Origin of the sequence: Bacillus sp. OV166 (assembly GCF_900177675.1) — a bacterium.
In the GTDB taxonomy this organism is placed as follows: Bacteria; Bacillota; Bacilli; order Bacillales; family Cytobacillaceae; genus Neobacillus.
This window is the reverse complement of sequence record NZ_FXWM01000001.1, coordinates 4,055,408-4,071,356: the sequence shown is the minus strand read 5'-3', so window position 1 is coordinate 4,071,356 and position 15,949 is coordinate 4,055,408. Positions and strand designations below refer to the sequence as shown.

General features: G+C 41.8%; 11 protein-coding genes. 10 read left to right on the top strand and 1 reads right to left on the bottom strand.

The window, feature by feature from the left end; all coding sequences use genetic code 11:
• Window positions 1-189 precede the first annotated feature (189 nt).
• The 8 genes from purK to purD all read left to right on the top strand — a co-directional run bounded on the left by purK (window position 190) and on the right by purD (window position 8,269).
• Entirely contained in the window at window positions 190-1,317 is a 1,128-nt protein-coding gene (gene purK, locus CCK98_RS20060; RefSeq protein WP_088088197.1) for a 5-(carboxyamino)imidazole ribonucleotide synthase, read from the top strand.
• A 64-nt stretch (window positions 1,318-1,381) separates the two neighbouring features.
• Window positions 1,382-2,101, top strand: coding sequence for a phosphoribosylaminoimidazolesuccinocarboxamide synthase (gene purC, locus CCK98_RS20055; protein WP_088088196.1), 720 nt, complete (start codon window positions 1,382-1,384; stop codon window positions 2,099-2,101).
• A complete protein-coding gene (gene purS / locus CCK98_RS20050) occupies window positions 2,094-2,348 on the top strand; it encodes a phosphoribosylformylglycinamidine synthase subunit PurS (RefSeq protein ID WP_088088195.1) in 255 nt (84 codons plus the stop codon). The genes purC and purS overlap by 8 nt, the downstream gene beginning before the upstream one ends.
• Before the next feature lie 12 nt (window positions 2,349-2,360).
• Window positions 2,361-3,044, top strand: a complete 684-nt coding sequence (purQ, locus tag CCK98_RS20045) for a phosphoribosylformylglycinamidine synthase subunit PurQ (RefSeq protein ID WP_088088194.1) — start codon at window positions 2,361-2,363, stop codon at window positions 3,042-3,044.
• Complete coding sequence (gene purL, locus CCK98_RS20040; protein WP_088088193.1) at window positions 3,031-5,319, top strand: phosphoribosylformylglycinamidine synthase subunit PurL; 2,289 nt, start codon at window positions 3,031-3,033, stop codon at window positions 5,317-5,319. The genes purQ and purL overlap by 14 nt, the downstream gene beginning before the upstream one ends.
• A gap of 13 nt (window positions 5,320-5,332) precedes the next feature.
• Window positions 5,333-6,367, top strand: a complete 1,035-nt coding sequence (purM, locus tag CCK98_RS20035) for a phosphoribosylformylglycinamidine cyclo-ligase (protein ID WP_088088192.1) — start codon at window positions 5,333-5,335, stop codon at window positions 6,365-6,367.
• Window positions 6,368-6,369: 2 nt separating this feature from the next.
• On the top strand, window positions 6,370-6,948 hold the full coding sequence (gene purN, locus CCK98_RS20030) for a phosphoribosylglycinamide formyltransferase (RefSeq protein ID WP_088088191.1): 579 nt from the start codon (window positions 6,370-6,372) through the stop codon (window positions 6,946-6,948).
• Between the two features lie 58 nt (window positions 6,949-7,006).
• The gene (gene purD, locus CCK98_RS20025) at window positions 7,007-8,269 is read left to right on the top strand and encodes a phosphoribosylamine--glycine ligase (protein WP_088088190.1); all 1,263 of its coding nucleotides are present in this window, start codon (window positions 7,007-7,009) and stop codon (window positions 8,267-8,269) included.
• 431 nt (window positions 8,270-8,700) lie between these two features.
• Here the strand turns inward: purD and CCK98_RS20020 are convergent, their stop codons facing one another.
• Entirely contained in the window at window positions 8,701-9,603 is a 903-nt protein-coding gene (locus CCK98_RS20020) for a LysR family transcriptional regulator (RefSeq protein ID WP_088088189.1), read from the bottom strand.
• A 128-nt stretch (window positions 9,604-9,731) separates the two neighbouring features.
• Here CCK98_RS20020 and gltB point away from each other — a divergent pair, with 128 nt between their 5' ends.
• On the top strand, window positions 9,732-14,282 hold the full coding sequence (gene gltB / locus CCK98_RS20015) for a glutamate synthase large subunit (RefSeq protein WP_088088188.1): 4,551 nt from the start codon (window positions 9,732-9,734) through the stop codon (window positions 14,280-14,282).
• A 16-nt stretch (window positions 14,283-14,298) separates the two neighbouring features.
• The gene (gene gltD, locus CCK98_RS20010) at window positions 14,299-15,783 is read left to right on the top strand and encodes a glutamate synthase small subunit (RefSeq protein ID WP_088088187.1); all 1,485 of its coding nucleotides are present in this window, start codon (window positions 14,299-14,301) and stop codon (window positions 15,781-15,783) included.
• Window positions 15,784-15,949 lie beyond the last annotated feature (166 nt).

Below are 15,949 nucleotides of genomic sequence, written 5' to 3'. Positions count from 1 at the left end.
TCCTCCCCTGATTTCATTTCATTATTTTTGGCGAAAGCAGAATTTTTATCCTTTTCTTTCAATGTCTAGTTGATTGTATTGGTTTTGGTTAACTATCAAAATTTTTTTGATAAAAAAAGTAAAGGAGTGTGTTTCAGGAAAACCTAAAATTATGAAAAGTTTAAAAAAGGATGAGGGAGGAAAAATACTTTGACAGTTATAAAACCCGGCTCAACGATTGGTATCTTAGGGGGAGGCCAGCTTGGAAGAATGATTTCAATGGCTGGTAGAAATATGGGATATCGTTTCATTACTTTGGATCCGACACCTAACTCACCCTGTGGGCAAGTTGCAGATCTTCAAATCACAGCTCCCTATTCTGAGCTTAAAGCAGTTAAAGAACTAGCAGATTCCTCAGATGTTATTACTTATGAATTTGAAAATGTAGATTCTACTATAACCTCCATGTTAGAAACTACATCCTTTGTACCTCAAGGAAGCGAACTGCTCAAAATAACCCAAAATCGGATTCGGGAAAAATCCACATTAAAGTCCTTCAATGTACCAGTAGGTTCTTTCTTGGTCATACAATCGGAAAATGACATTAAAACGGCTATCGATCGTTTGGGATTGCCTTTCATAATGAAAACAGCTACAGGGGGATACGATGGGAAAGGGCAATGGGTAATAAAAAGCAGGGATGAAATTCCAATAGCCATTGAGGCTTGGAATAAGGCAGGGATGGACATGATCATCGAACAATTTATCCCGTTTAGCAAAGAATTATCAGTGATTGTTGCCCGAAATATTCAAGGTCAAACAAAGACTTTCCCAGTAGCTGAAAATGTCCATATTAAGAATATCCTGCATCAGTCCTTCGTTCCTGCAAGAATCACCGATGAGCAAAGGATTCAAGCGGAAACTACAGCATTGAAAATAGCTGACTCCTTACATGTAGTAGGATTAATTGCGATAGAGATATTCCTTACGAATGATGGTGAAATTATCGTGAACGAGTTAGCACCAAGACCTCATAATTCCGGACATTTTTCAATGGATGCATGTATTACTTCTCAATTTGAACAACATATAAGGGCAATATGTGGACTACCCTTAGGAGATACTACTCTTTTAAGTCCGATTATAATGGTTAATATTTTGGGTCAGCATCTAAGTCAAGTGCTAGATAAAATAGATCAGCTTCCTCCAACAGCCAAACTACATTTATACGGCAAAAAGGAAAGCGTAGAAAATCGGAAAATGGGTCACATTAATTTTTTAGGTTCAACTCTCGAGCAAATAGACAAGCAAATTAAGGATCTTGGAATTTGGTCATAAGGATACGCGGCTATTATAGTCGTCCGGCTAAAACATAACCCACGAGTGAAAAGAGTGAAAAATAATGGAAAAATTAGAACAGCTTTATGAAGGTAAAGCGAAAAAAGTGTTTAAAACATCAGAACCAGGAAAGTATTGGATTGAATATAAAGATGATGCCACTGCCTTCAATGGTGAGAAAAAGGGTCAAATAGCAGGAAAAGGAACTCTAAATAATGAAATTAGTGCCATTTTCCTAAGTTTGCTAAAAGAAAAAGGCGTGGATAATCATTTTATTAAAAAGATTTCATCAATTGAGCAGATTGTTCAGCAGGTAGTGATTATCCCGATTGAGGTTGTCGTTCGCAATATAGCGGCGGGCTCACTTGCAAAAAGGCTGGGATGGGAGGAAGGGAAGGAACTCCCAAAAACCATTGTGGAATTCTACTATAAGAATGATGAGCTAGGGGACCCTTTGATTAACAATGATCATATTGCCATTCTTGGGCTGGCTAGAGAGTCTGAAGTAGCAGCCATTCGAAAGGAAGCATTAAAAATCAATGATATTATGAACGAATATCTCTTAAACAAAGATATTATCTTAGTGGATTTTAAAGTAGAGTTTGGAAAAACCCCTGCAGGCACTATTATCTTAGCAGACGAAATCTCTCCGGATACGTGTCGATTTTGGGATGCCGATACAAAGGAAAAGTTAGATAAAGATCGGTTTAGGCGGGATTTAGGGAACGTTGAGGAAGCTTATCAAGAAATATTAAGGAGAATTGGGGGTAGTGTCAATGTTTAAAGCAACGGTATATGTAACCTTAAGAGAAAGTGTTTTAGATCCCCAAGGGAATGCCGTTCATGAGTCGCTGCATTCACTAGGATATGATGAGGTTGGAGATGTACGAATAGGAAAATACATGGAGCTGGAAATTAATAGCGATGATCAAAAGGCGGCAGCAGAACGAGTAAAGGATATGTGTGAGAAGCTGTTAGCCAATACGGTGATTGAAGACTATCGGTTTGATCTTACTAAGCAGGAAGGATAGGAGGGGAATTAGTTGAACTTTGCTGTACTGGTTTTTCCTGGCTCAAATTGCGATGTGGATATGTATAAGGCTGTTTTAGATACGATTGAACAGTCGGTCGAATATGTATGGCATCTAGAAACGGACCTATCAAAATATGATGCAATTCTTGTTCCAGGTGGTTTTTCCTATGGAGATTATTTGCGGCCTGGGGCTGTTGCGAGCTTGTCTCCTGTCATGGAGCAGGTGAAAATTGCGGCTGAAGAAGGGAAATTGATTCTTGGTGTCTGTAATGGATTTCAAATACTAACTGAAGCTAATCTTTTGCCAGGTGCTTTAAGAAGAAATCAGCGGTTAAAATTTCATTGTGACACCATTGATTTAAAAGTAGAAAACAACCAAACTCCGTTCACATTAGACTATCAGGAAGGTGAAACGATACGTATTCCAATTGCCCATGGCGACGGAAATTATTATTGTGATCAAGAGACATTGGATCAATTAGAAAAGAACAATCAAATCGTATTCAGGTATAAAGGGACGAATCCAAATGGGTCGATTTCTGAGATTGCGGGGGTAATCAATGAGAGAGGAAATGTATTAGGTTTAATGCCCCACCCGGAACGCGCGGTTCATAAATGGCTGGGAACTGATGACGGAAAACGTATGTTTTCATCTATTTTAAGTTACTGGAGGAAACAACATGGTACAGCATAAAGAACCAAATCCTGAGCAAATCGCCCAGCAGGAGGTCTATCGGGAAATGGGATTAACCGATGAAGAATTTGATAAAGTAATCGAAATTCTTGGACGGAAACCAAATTATACCGAAACAGGCATATTTAGTGTCATGTGGTCCGAGCATTGCAGCTATAAAAATTCGAAGGTAGTGCTCAAACGTTTTCCGACTTCCGGCCCGCATGTCTTGCAAGGCCCTGGAGAAGGAGCAGGTATTGTTGATATCGGTGATAATCAAGCAGTCGTGTTTAAAATTGAAAGCCACAATCATCCTTCGGCCATTGAGCCCTATCAAGGTGCTGCAACGGGAGTTGGCGGTATCATTCGGGATGTTTTTTCCATGGGTGCACGCCCGATCGCTTTAATGAACTCTCTTCGTTTTGGCGAACTTGATAACCCAAAAACCAAATATATCTTTGAAAATGTGGTTGCAGGTATTGCCGGATATGGTAACTGTATGGGCATTCCAACGGTTGGCGGAGAGATATATTTTGATTCCTCCTATGAAGGGAATCCCCTTGTTAATGCCATGTGTGTGGGTTTAATCAGCCATGATGAAATTCAAAAAGGCGTGGCAAAAGGGATTGGTAACCCTGTCATTTATGTTGGAGCTGCTACCGGAAGAGACGGCATACATGGAGCTACATTCGCTTCAGAAGAGTTGAGTGAAAATTCCGAAGCGAAACGTCCAGCCGTCCAAGTGGGCGATCCTTTTATGGAAAAATTGCTGCTGGAAGCAACTCTTGAATTGATCGCCTCTGGTCATGTGGTCGGGATACAAGATATGGGGGCGGCTGGGTTAACCAGCTCAAGCTCTGAAATGGCCAGTAAAGCGGGAAATGGCGTTGAATTGGATCTTGATCTCGTTCCACAGCGAGAAAAAGGAATGAATGCTTACGAAATGATGCTTTCAGAATCACAAGAAAGAATGCTGGTTGTTGCGAAAAAAGGAAAAGAAGGAGAAGTAAAAAAGATATTTGATAAATGGGGGCTCCACTCCGCTGTGATCGGCCGGGTGACTGATGATAACCAACTCCGTTTACTTCACAAGGGAGAAATCGTAGCGGAAATCCCCGCAGACAAGCTGGCAGAAGATGCCCCAGTGTATTGTAAGCCATCTAAAGAGGCGCCATATTATGAAAAATATTCTTCCTTAGACACAGCTGCAGCTATTGAAGAGCCAAAGGATTATCATTCAGTTCTGCAGCAGCTGCTAGCATCGCCTACGATTGCCAGCAAAGAGTGGGTATATCAACAGTATGACTATATGGTTAGAACAAATACGGCAGTCATACCTGGATCGGATGCGGCTGTAGTTGCTATCCGTGGTACACGAAAAGCCTTGGCGATGACAACGGATTGCAATGGAAGGTATGTTTATCTTGATCCGTTTGTTGGAGGAGCTATCGCGGTAGCAGAAGCGGCGCGTAATGTCGTTTGTTCCGGTGCAGAGCCTTTAGCTATTACAGATAACTTGAACTTTGGAAGTCCAGAAAAGCCGGAAATCTTCTGGCAGTTTGAAAAGGCAGCGGATGGGATTAGTGAAGCGTGCCGTCAACTCAATACTCCGGTTATTGGCGGAAACGTCAGCCTATATAACGAAACAAAAGGAGAAGCTATTTTTCCAACACCAACCATTGGCATGGTTGGGTTAATTAAAGATATCGCTCACATTACAACTCAGGATTTTAAAAATGAAGGCGATGTAATTTATTTAATTGGGGAAACCAAAGCCGAAATAGGCGGGTCGGAATACCAGAAAATAATGACTGGAAAGATCGAAGGGCGCCCGCCGCAGTTAAACCTTGATTTGGAAAAGAAAATACAAGCTTTTACCCTTAAGATCATTCAAGAAGGATTAGTCCAATCGGCTCATGATGCGGCAGAAGGCGGTTTAGCAATAGCGATAGCTGAAAGCTGTATTGGTGGGAAGTTGGGAGCAGAAATCAAGTTAACTGATGAACTGCGAACGGACTTAAGCCTCTTTAGTGAAACGCAATCTCGAATTATTCTTTCCGTTTCTCCGGAACTTGCGGAGAAGATAAAAGAAATGGCACAACAGATGGAGGTGCCCATAAAAGAAATCGGTAGGGTGAAAGGTCAGGAACTATCAATTACACATAATGGAAAGACCGTTATTTCTCAACCGATTACTACATTGGAAGAAGCCTGGAAGAATGCAATTCCTAACATAATGCGTTCGGGATTATTAAAAAAGCTCAACATGCAGGAAATCTCTGCAAGTTTACCGTAAAGGAGAGAAACGAATGAGTGATGCTTACCGCCAAGCTGGAGTCAATATCGATGCGGGAAATGAAGCCGTTGAACGAATGAAAAAACATGTAAAAAAAACCTTCCGTCCAGAGGTTCTAACGGGATTAGGAGGGTTTGGGGCTCTATTTAAACCAGATTTAAAGAAGATGGAAGAACCTGTTTTTGTTTCTGGTACGGATGGAGTAGGGACCAAATTGAAAATTGCTTTTGCCATGAACAAGCATGATACCATTGGAATCGATGCGGTTGCCATGTGTGTGAATGACGTCATCGTCCAAGGAGCCGAGCCGCTTTTTTTTCTAGATTATTTAGCCTGCGGTAAGATCGTCCCGGAAAAAATTGAAGCCATAGTTAAAGGGATTGCTGATGGATGTGTGCAGGCGGGGTGTTCCCTAATTGGCGGTGAAACTGCCGAGATGCCGGGAATGTATCAGGACGAGGAATATGATATTGCAGGCTTTACTGTTGGTATGGTAGATCAAAAACATGTCATTGATGGTTCGAAAGTAAAAGAAGGCCAAGTTCTAATTGGTTTAGCTTCAAGTGGTGTACATAGCAATGGTTTTTCACTTGTCCGGAAAGTTCTTTTGGAGGATGCTAAGCTCTCATTAGGTGACTATGTGGATGAATTGGGGGCTGAACTGGGAAGCGTATTGCTTGAACCAACCAAAATTTATGTGAAATCCATCCTTTCAACTGTAAGAAAATATACTGTCTATGGTCTTGTTCATGTAACCGGAGGAGGTTTTTATGATAATATTCCACGAATTCTTCCAAAGGGTTATCTAGCTGAAATTAAGGAGGGATCTTGGAAGGTCCCAGGAATTTTTTCCTTTATTCAAAAATCAGGCGAAATTTCAGATTATGATATGTTCCGAACCTTTAATATGGGAATTGGAATGATATTAGTCGTAGATTCTGCAGACACCACAGCTATTATCGAGCACCTGCAAACGTTGGGTGAGGATGCCTTCGTAATTGGTACAGTGCAAAAAGGTACTGAAGACGTCGTATTCAAGAAGGAGTAAGTATGAAGATTGCAGTTTTTGCTTCTGGTACGGGTTCTAATTTTTCAGCGATTCTAGAATCCATTCATTCGAAAAAAATCATTAACGTTGAAGTGGTTTTACTGGTCAGTGACTGTCCTGAAGCCCTTGCAGTACAGAAAGCAAGGGATGAACGGATCCCGGTGTTTACTTTTTTTGCTAAGGACTATCCAAACAAAAAAGCTTATGAATTAGAGATCCTTGACGAGTTAACACAAAGGAAGGTTGATTTTATCGTATTGGCTGGATATATGAGACTGCTGGGGAATGTATTACTCCGGGTTTATGATCGGAAAATCATCAATGTCCACCCGTCTTTATTACCAGCATTCGCAGGAAAAGATGCCATTGGTCAAGCGCTCGATTATGGGGTAAAGGTGACTGGGGTCACGGTCCATTATGTCGACGAAGGAATGGATACAGGACCCATAATTGCCCAACAGGCAGTCACAATCGAATCGGACGAGACAAGAGAAACCTTAATTGAAAAAATTCAAGAGCAGGAGCATAGATTATTACCAGAAGTGATCCAAAGACTGGCGAATAGGGAGGCAGCGAGATGAGAAAGGCTAGATGCATTGGATTTATTGAAGGAAAAGAAAGACCTGGAGGTAAAACGAAATGAAGGTGTTAGTCATAGGGGGAGGAGGCCGTGAGCATGCGATTGTTTGGAAACTGTCTCAAAGTCCTAAAGTTACTCAAATTTATTGTGCTCCGGGCAATCCTGGGATTGCAGAGTTAGCAACATGTGTTTCAATAACGGTTTCAGATATAGAGAAATTAGCCGCTTTTGCTAAAATGGAACAAATCGATCTTACCTTTGTAGGACCAGAAGAGCCTCTCTCATTGGGTATTGTTAATTATTTTAAAGAGCAGGGATTAGCGGTTTATGGCCCTTCAAAGGAAGCGGCAATGATAGAGGGAAGTAAGGCATTCGCTAAAGAATTAATGATCAATTATGGGATTCCGACAGCTAAATATGCTGCGTTTACAAACTATGAGGACGCACTAGCTTATGTTCGCAGCGAAGGGGCACCAATTGTGATCAAAGCGGATGGCTTAGCTGCAGGAAAAGGTGTGGTTGTGGCAAAAACACTGGAAGAAGCGGAAGATGCACTTCAAAGTATGATGAAAGAAGTTTCCTTTGGCTTGGCGGGGGCGAAGGTGGTTGTTGAGGAATTTTTAGAAGGAGAAGAATTGACCCAGCTCGCTTTTGTGAATAGGACTATTGTAAAGGCAATGGTTCCGGCACAGGACCATAAGCCGGTTAATGATGGTGACCAGGGACCAAACACCGGAGGAATGGGAACTTATGCACCGTTACCACATATTGATTCATCAATGGTTGAGCGGATTATTCATGAAATAGTCGAACCAACGGCAAAAGCGATGGCAGCGGAAGGCTGTCCTTTTGAGGGGATTCTATATACCGGTTTAATGCTGACAAAATCAGGTCCAAAGGTCATTGAATACAATGCACGCTTTGGCGATCCGGAAACACAGGTAGTTCTTCCACTGCTAGAAACAGATTTACTGGATATCTTGCTGGCAAGTCTCACCGGAGAATTAGAAAAGGTAGAGGTGAAATGGAAAGACAAGTCTGCTGTTTGCGTGGTTATGTCTTCTGCTGGTTATCCGGGACCATACGAAAAGGGCCAGGTAATAAAAGGATTGGATCATGTAACTGATCCGGCTATTGTATTCCATGCCGGTACCACTTTAAAGGATGGCGAAATGCTTACAAATGGAGGCCGTGTACTGGGAATCACTGCCATTGGCGACCATTTGAAGGAAGCCAGAGAGGTGGCTTACATATCCGTAGAAAAGGTTTCTTTTATAGGTGCACATTACCGAACCGATATAGGATCTAAAGGAGTTCGTTGACTATTAATAACGTGTCATAAGCGACCCTTATGAAGGATAAATCTCTTGTTCCTGAAGCGGCTTTTGTCTTTCATACCGCTTATGAAGGACAAATCACTTGTTCCTGAAGCGGCTTTTGTCTTTCATGCCGCTTATGAAGGACAAATCACTTGTTCCTGAAGCGGTTTTTGTCCTTCATACCGCTTATGAAGGACAAATCTCTTGTTCCTGAAGCGGCTTTTGTCCTTCATACCGCTTATGAAGGACAAATCTCTTATTCCTGCAGCTACATTTGTCTTTCATACCGTTTATGAACGATAAATCTTTAGTTCCTGTGACCACAGAAAAAAGGAAATGGCTATAATGTCCGTCCCATATGGACAAATGAGCTAAAGTGTCTTTTAATGGTGCCTGACACCCACCACATCGTGACACCACACCGATAATCCCATCTATTGGAACTGCTCTAATACGCGGAAAAAATCAATCGCAAATTGGTAAAAGAGATTTTCGGATGGTGCTAGGTCCCTGTATTTTGGTGTGATAAGGCCGACTGTTCTTTTCACTTGAGGGGAATCAATCGGTATTTTTACTGTAAACCGTGGAATGGAGTCGTGAACGGTGCTTTCTGGTAAGAGGCATACCCCGATGCCTGCTGAAACCAGTCCCTTTAATGCATCTAAATCCTCTCCCTCTGAGGTGATATTTGGTACAAATCCTGCTTCTTTGCATGCCTCAACAGCAATTTTCTGGAGAATATACCCTTTTGGGAATGAAACGAAGGAATCGTTTCGTAACTCACCTAGATCTAATCTCTTTCGGTCGGCAAGTGAATGGTTTGCAGGAAGCAAAGCAGAAATGTTTTCTGTAAATAAAATTTTTGATTCAATATCAGGATCCTTTGTTGGGACAGGACCAATAAACGCGAGATCAATTTCTCCATTTTTAACGGCATCAATTAAGTATAGATAGGAACCTTGACGCAAATGGAAAACAACGTTTGGCTGCTTTGTTCTAAAAGCAGAGATCACGGTTGGAAGCCAATAGCTTGCTAAACTTGTTGGATAACCAATTTTAATGGTGCCGGATTGAGGATCTAAATACTCATCAATCTTTTCTTTTGCCTCATCAATAAATTTTACCGCCTTTTTTATATGAGTTAAAAAGATCATTCCAATCTGGGTTAACTTAATGTTCCTTCCGGTTCGTTCAAATAGACGAACACCGAGTTCATCTTCAAGCTTGGCAATCTGAAAACTTACCGCGGATTGAGCTACATTTAGATTTTCAGCCGCTTCTGTTACATGTTCGCGTTCAGCAACCTCCATAAAATACCTTAATTGACGCAATTCCACGCTAATTCCCTCCATTCATATTAATATCAGATTGATTTAATCTTAATTATATATTGTTTATATGTATGTTTAAACATAAAATTACTTCATACTGATTTATCGGAAAATTAAGAACGGGGGAGATAATAATGACATATCACCAACTACCAAAAGCACAAGGTCTCTACCGCCCAGAATATGAACATGATGCATGCGGAATTGGATTATATGCCCACATTAAAGGGTATGCAACTCATGAGATTGTAAAAAAAGGACTAAGCATGCTTTGTAAGCTAGACCACCGCGGGGGACAGGGAAGTGATCCATTTACAGGAGATGGCGCCGGGCTCATGGTTCAGATTCCAGATAGCTTTTTCCGAAAAGCCCTCCAAAACGTCCAATTACCTGAAAAAGGTCGCTACGGGGTAGGGATGCTTTTTTTCTCAAATAATGATTCAGAAAGAGAAAATATAGAATCTTATATTAATAAAATGATTGAACAAGAAGGACAGACGGTTCTCGGCTGGAGGACAGTGCCTGTTAATGCTGAAACTATTGGTGAAACAGCCAAGCAAAGCCGCCCGTTCATCCGCCAAGTATTTATCGGAGCAAACGAGGGACTGTTGGATGAATTATCTTTTGAGAGTAAATTATACATCATTAGAAAACAATCAGAACAATGGGCAATGGCATCGGATTTACGTTTTTATTTTGCCAGCCTCTCAAGCAGAACCATTGTATACAAAGGGTTATTAACACCGGAACAGGTAGACAGGTTTTACCTTGATTTACAGGATGAGAGTTTTGTATCGGCTTTTGCTTTAGTGCACTCCCGCTTTAGTACAAATACGTTCCCTAGCTGGGAAAGAGCTCATCCAAACCGGTACCTGATCCATAATGGGGAAATTAATACACTTCGCGGTAATGTCCATTGGATGAAGGCGCGTGAAAAGCAATTTGTGTCGGAAGCATTTGGTGAGGACCTGCAAAAGGTGCTCCCAATCTTAGATACTGATGGAAGTGACTCTTCGATTTTAGATAACGCACTTGAATTCTTGGTGTTAGCTGGCCGGAAACCTGCTCATGCTGCGATGATGCTGATACCAGAACCATGGTCAGAAAATCCGCATATGACAAAGGAAAAGAGAGCTTTTTACGAATATCATAGCTGTCTGATGGAACCTTGGGATGGTCCAACGGCTATTTCCTTTACGGACGGCAAACAAATAGGGGCAATATTAGATCGGAACGGCCTTCGTCCGGCTCGATATTACGTTACTGATGATGATTATATTATTTTTTCATCAGAGGTTGGCGTCATCGATGTCGAACCCGAGAAAGTAATATATAAAGAACGTTTAAGCCCAGGCAAAATGCTTTTGATTGATTTAGAAGAAGGCCGAATTATTTCGGATGAAGAAGTAAAATCCGAAATGGCTGAAGCTCTTCCTTATCAACAATGGTTAGATGAGCAATTGGTTCGATTAAATGACGATGGACAAAACGGAGAAGAGGTTCTATCGGATTTACTAGTTCGCCAGAAATCATTTGGATACACATACGAAGATATTTCAAAATATCTAGTTCCTGTTGTGAGCGAAGGGAAAGATCCAATTGGAGCAATGGGAAATGATATGCCATTAGCGGTTTTATCTGACCGTGCTCAATCCTTGTTTAACTACTTCAAGCAACTATTTGCCCAAGTAACCAATCCGCCAATTGATTCACTTCGTGAAGAGATTGTCACATCGACGATGACATTATTAGGGGCGGAAGGAAATATATTGAATCCTTCAGAATTAAACTGCCGCCGAATTCAGCTGGATACACCGGTAATAACCAATAGTCAACTGGAACAGCTAAAATCATTGGATTTAGTTGATTTTAAGAGTAAGGTAATTGACATCCTGTTCACTGAAAATATCGAAGGCAGTCTTGATAGGATTTGCCGAGAGGCGGATGATGCCATCTCTGAAGGTGTAAGTCTATTAATCTTATCTGATCGTAACATGAATCAAAAGGAAGCAGCGATTCCTTCCTTATTGGCTGCAAGCGCCCTTCATCAGCATCTGATTCGTGAAGGCAGCAGAACGAAAGCAAGCATCATTATTGAATCAGGGGAAGTACGTGAAGTTCATCATTTGGCCGCTTTAATTGGCTATGGTGTTGATGCCATCAATCCGTATCTTGCCTTCGCAACATATAAGCAGGCTATCTTAGATGGAAGCTTACCGTTCACATATGAGGAAGCAGTAAGCAAGTATGTAAAAGGAATGACTGAGGGCGTTGTAAAAGTCATGTCGAAAATGGGAATTTCAACCGTCCAAAGCTATCGTGGTGCGCAAATTTTTGAAGCAGTTGGAATTAGCGGAGATGTCATTGAACGTTACTTTACTGGAACAGTTTCTCAGCTTGGCGGAATCAGTTTAGATACAATTGCCGAAGAAGCGAAGATGCTCCATACTGCTGCATTTGCGGATTCTTATGATCATACATTAGATTCAGGAAGTAACTTCCAGTGGAGAAAAACAGGGGAACATCACGCGTTTAACCCTGGAACCATTCATACCCTGCAATGGGCTTGCCGTAAAGGCGATTACGAATTATATAAAAAGTATTCCAAGCTAGCAAATGAAGAAAGAATTGGATTCTTACGGAATTTGTTCTTATTTGATGAATCAAGAACGTCTTTACCAATCGAGGAAGTAGAAACAGTTGATTCCATTGTTCGTCGTTTTAAAACAGGAGCCATGTCATTTGGATCCATTAGTAAGGAAGCCCATGAAACATTGGCGATTGCGATGAATCGCTTAGGAGGAAAAAGCAACTCGGGTGAAGGCGGGGAAGATTCAAGCCGCTTTATCTTGGATGGAAATGGCGATAACCGCCGAAGTGCTGTGAAGCAAATTGCTTCAGGCCGATTCGGAGTAAAGAGTCATTATCTTGTCAATGCTGATGAGCTTCAAATTAAAATGGCACAAGGGGCAAAGCCAGGTGAAGGCGGACAGCTGCCTGGGAACAAAGTTTACCCATGGGTGGCCGATGTTCGTGGTTCTACACCAGGAGTCGGGCTGATTTCGCCGCCGCCGCACCATGATATCTACTCGATTGAAGACTTGGCACAATTGATTCATGATTTAAAAAATGCCAATCGGGATGCCCGAATCAGCGTTAAGCTCGTATCCAAGGGCGGAGTAGGAACGATTGCGGCAGGTGTTGCGAAAGGTGCAGCTGATGTTATTGTAATCAGTGGTTATGACGGCGGAACAGGAGCATCACCAAAAACCAGTATCCAACATACGGGATTACCATGGGAGCTTGGACTTGCCGAAGCACACCAAACATTAATGCTTAATGGCTTGCGTGAACGTGTTGTCCTTGAGACAGACGGTAAATTAATGACGGGAAAAGATGTCGTAATGGCTGCCTTGTTTGGGGCAGAAGAGTTTGGTTTTGCGACTGCACCGCTCGTTGTGCTCGGATGTGTGATGATGCGCGTATGTCACTTAGATACTTGCCCGGTTGGAATTGCTACACAAAATCCGGAGCTTCGTAAAAAGTTCACAGGAGAAGCTGATTACATCGTTAACTATATGCGTTTTGTTGCCCAAGAAGTACGTGAACTAATGGCCGAGCTTGGCTTTAGAACCGTTGACGAAATGGTAGGACGTACAGATGTTCTGAAAATGAGTGACCGTGCAAAAGCACACTGGAAAGCAAAGGATCTAGATTTAACTCCATTGCTGCATCAACCTGAAGGAGTTCGTACGTTCAAGACTCCACAAAATCATAAAATTGATGATTCACTTGATATTCAAAAAATCTTGCCGGCGGTTCAACAAGCATTAAAAGATCGAATTCCAGTGGATGCGAGCTTCCCTATTACGAATGTTAATCGTGTCGTTGGAACAATCGTCGGAAGTGAAGTATCGAAGCGTTACGGTGAAGAGGGGCTTCCTGAAAATACGATTACTCTAAGATTTACTGGATCTGCAGGTCAAAGCTTCGGTGCCTTTGTTCCGAGAGGCGTGACATTAGAGATTTCGGGTGACGTAAACGATTTCCTTGGAAAAGGCTTATCTGGCGGTAAGTTGATTGTGAAAACAGACGAATCTTCTAAACTATCGGCAGGAGAAAATGTAATCGCTGGGAATGTTGCTTTATATGGTGCGACAAGCGGCGAAGCGTATATTAATGGACGTGCCGGTGAACGTTTTGCGGTCCGTAATAGTGGTGTGAACGTTGTGGTCGAAGGAATTGGTGACCATGGCTGCGAATATATGACGGGCGGACGCGTTGTTATTTTAGGTGATGTTGGCAAAAACTTTGCGGCAGGGATGTCTGGCGGAATTGCGTATGTATTAGCAGACGATCAAGATGCCTTTAAGAAGTTATGTAACCAAGAGATGATTGAGATTGAAACTTTAACGAAAAACGATGCGAATGAACTTAAGCAAATGATTCAAAATCATTTCTATTATACGAACAGTGTGAAAGCAGGCTGTGTTCTAGAAAACTGGGAAAATCATGTGAGAAAATTTAACATGGTCATTCCAAAGGACTATAAACGCATGTTGGACCAAATCCAGAAGCAAAAGGAAAAAGGTCTAACTGAAGATGAAGCGATTATGAGTGCGTTTTTAGCCAATTCTTCCAAACAGAAAAATACACCTAAACAGCCAGAAGCTGTACTACGCTAAGAAAGGGGAGAGGAAGATGGGAAAAGCAACAGGATTTATGGAATACGATCGAGAAAAAGGAAAAGAACGAAATCCCCTTAAGCGTTTAGGCGACTGGAAAGAGTATTCAGCTCCTTTCTCGGATCAAGCCTTAAGCAGACAAGGAGCACGGTGCATGGATTGCGCCACTCCTTTCTGCCATATAGGTATGGAAATTCAAGGAGCAACATCAGGCTGTCCGATTCATAATCTTATTCCAGAGTGGAATGATTTGGTTTATCGCGGCCGTTGGAAAGAAGCACTCGATCGTTTGCTAAAAACGAATAATTTCCCTGAGTTCACAGGGCGAGTTTGTCCAGCTCCGTGTGAAGGTTCATGTACGCTGGCTATTACTGATCCAGCGGTAACGATTAAAAATATTGAGCAGGCAATTATCGATAAAGGTTTTGAAAATGGCTGGATCACGCCTCGTATTCTAGTTTCACGGACCGGGAAGAAAGTAGCGATTATCGGTTCCGGCCCTGCAGGATTGGCCAGTGCAGATCAACTAAACCAAGCAGGTCACTCGGTAACGGTTTTTGAACGTTCTGACCGTGCTGGTGGATTACTCATGTATGGGATTCCAAATATGAAGCTTGATAAAGAAGTGGTGGAGCGTCGAATCAGCTTAATGACCCAAGAAGGTATCAAGTTTGTTACCAATACAGAGGTTGGAAAAGATATTTCAGCTGAAGACCTGCAAGCACAATTCCATGCCGTGATTCTATGTACAGGCGCGCAAAAACAGCGTGAACTAGTGATTGAAGGTCGCGAGGCAATAGGGATTCATTTCGCAATGGAATACCTATCTAAAGCGACAAAGAGTTATTTGGATACGAATTTTGAAGATGGTCAGTTCATCAATACGGAAGGCAAAGACGTCATCGTCATTGGGGGTGGCGACACAGGAGCGGACTGCGTGGCAACAGCCCTGCGCCAAAACTGTCGAAGTGTGGTTCAGTTTGGTAAACACCCTCAGTTACCTGAGACTCGTAATTCTGGAAATCTGTGGCCTGCTTATCCCAATGTTTTTACAATGGATTATGCTTATAAAGAGGCAGAAGCAAAGTTTGGTGAAGATCCACGTCAGTATTCTATCCAAACGAAGAAAATGGTGGCGGATGAAAACGGCAACTTAAAGGAACTTCACACCATTCAAATGGAAAAATTGAGAGACGATGAAGGTCGGTTCTATTTTAAAGAAATACCAGGTACAGAAAAAATATGGCCCGCTCAATTTGTGTTTATTGCGATAGGATTTGAGGGAACGGAGCAGCAGCTTTTAAGCCAATTTGGTGTAAAAGCTGCCAATCAAAAGATCGAAGCAGCATACGGTGATTACAGAACAAACGTAGAAAGTGTATTTGCTGCGGGAGATGCAAGAAGAGGGCAAAGCCTAATTGTCTGGGCTATCAACGAAGGCCGTCAGGTCGCGCATGAAGTGGACCGTTATTTGATGGGGAAATCCTTATTACCAAAATAATTGTAGAGTTTGATCAAAGACCTGATTCATCACATTATTGAATTCAGGTCTCTTTTTTATGAATTAAAGTATAAGTTCCTGCGGAATAGATGTTTATTAATTGACAATGTTTATTATTTAAAAATAAAGGCGTAGTAGAAGATTTTTAAATTAATTAACCCAAAAA

What these genes read in the sequence shown, in the direction of transcription:
- purC (WP_088088196.1), top strand. Translation starts at nt 1,382, where the DNA reads ATGGAAAAATTAGAACAGCTTTATGAAGGTAAAGCGAAAAAAGTGTTT.
- purS (WP_088088195.1), top strand. Translation starts at nt 2,094, where the DNA reads ATGTTTAAAGCAACGGTATATGTAACCTTAAGAGAAAGTGTTTTAGAT.
- purL (WP_088088193.1), top strand. Translation starts at nt 3,031, where the DNA reads ATGGTACAGCATAAAGAACCAAATCCTGAGCAAATCGCCCAGCAGGAG.
- purM (WP_088088192.1), top strand. Translation starts at nt 5,333, where the DNA reads ATGAGTGATGCTTACCGCCAAGCTGGAGTCAATATCGATGCGGGAAAT.
- purN (WP_088088191.1), top strand. Translation starts at nt 6,370, where the DNA reads ATGAAGATTGCAGTTTTTGCTTCTGGTACGGGTTCTAATTTTTCAGCG.
- purD (WP_088088190.1), top strand. Translation starts at nt 7,007, where the DNA reads ATGAAGGTGTTAGTCATAGGGGGAGGAGGCCGTGAGCATGCGATTGTT.
- gltB (WP_088088188.1), top strand. Translation starts at nt 9,732, where the DNA reads ATGACATATCACCAACTACCAAAAGCACAAGGTCTCTACCGCCCAGAA.
- gltD (WP_088088187.1), top strand. Translation starts at nt 14,299, where the DNA reads ATGGGAAAAGCAACAGGATTTATGGAATACGATCGAGAAAAAGGAAAA.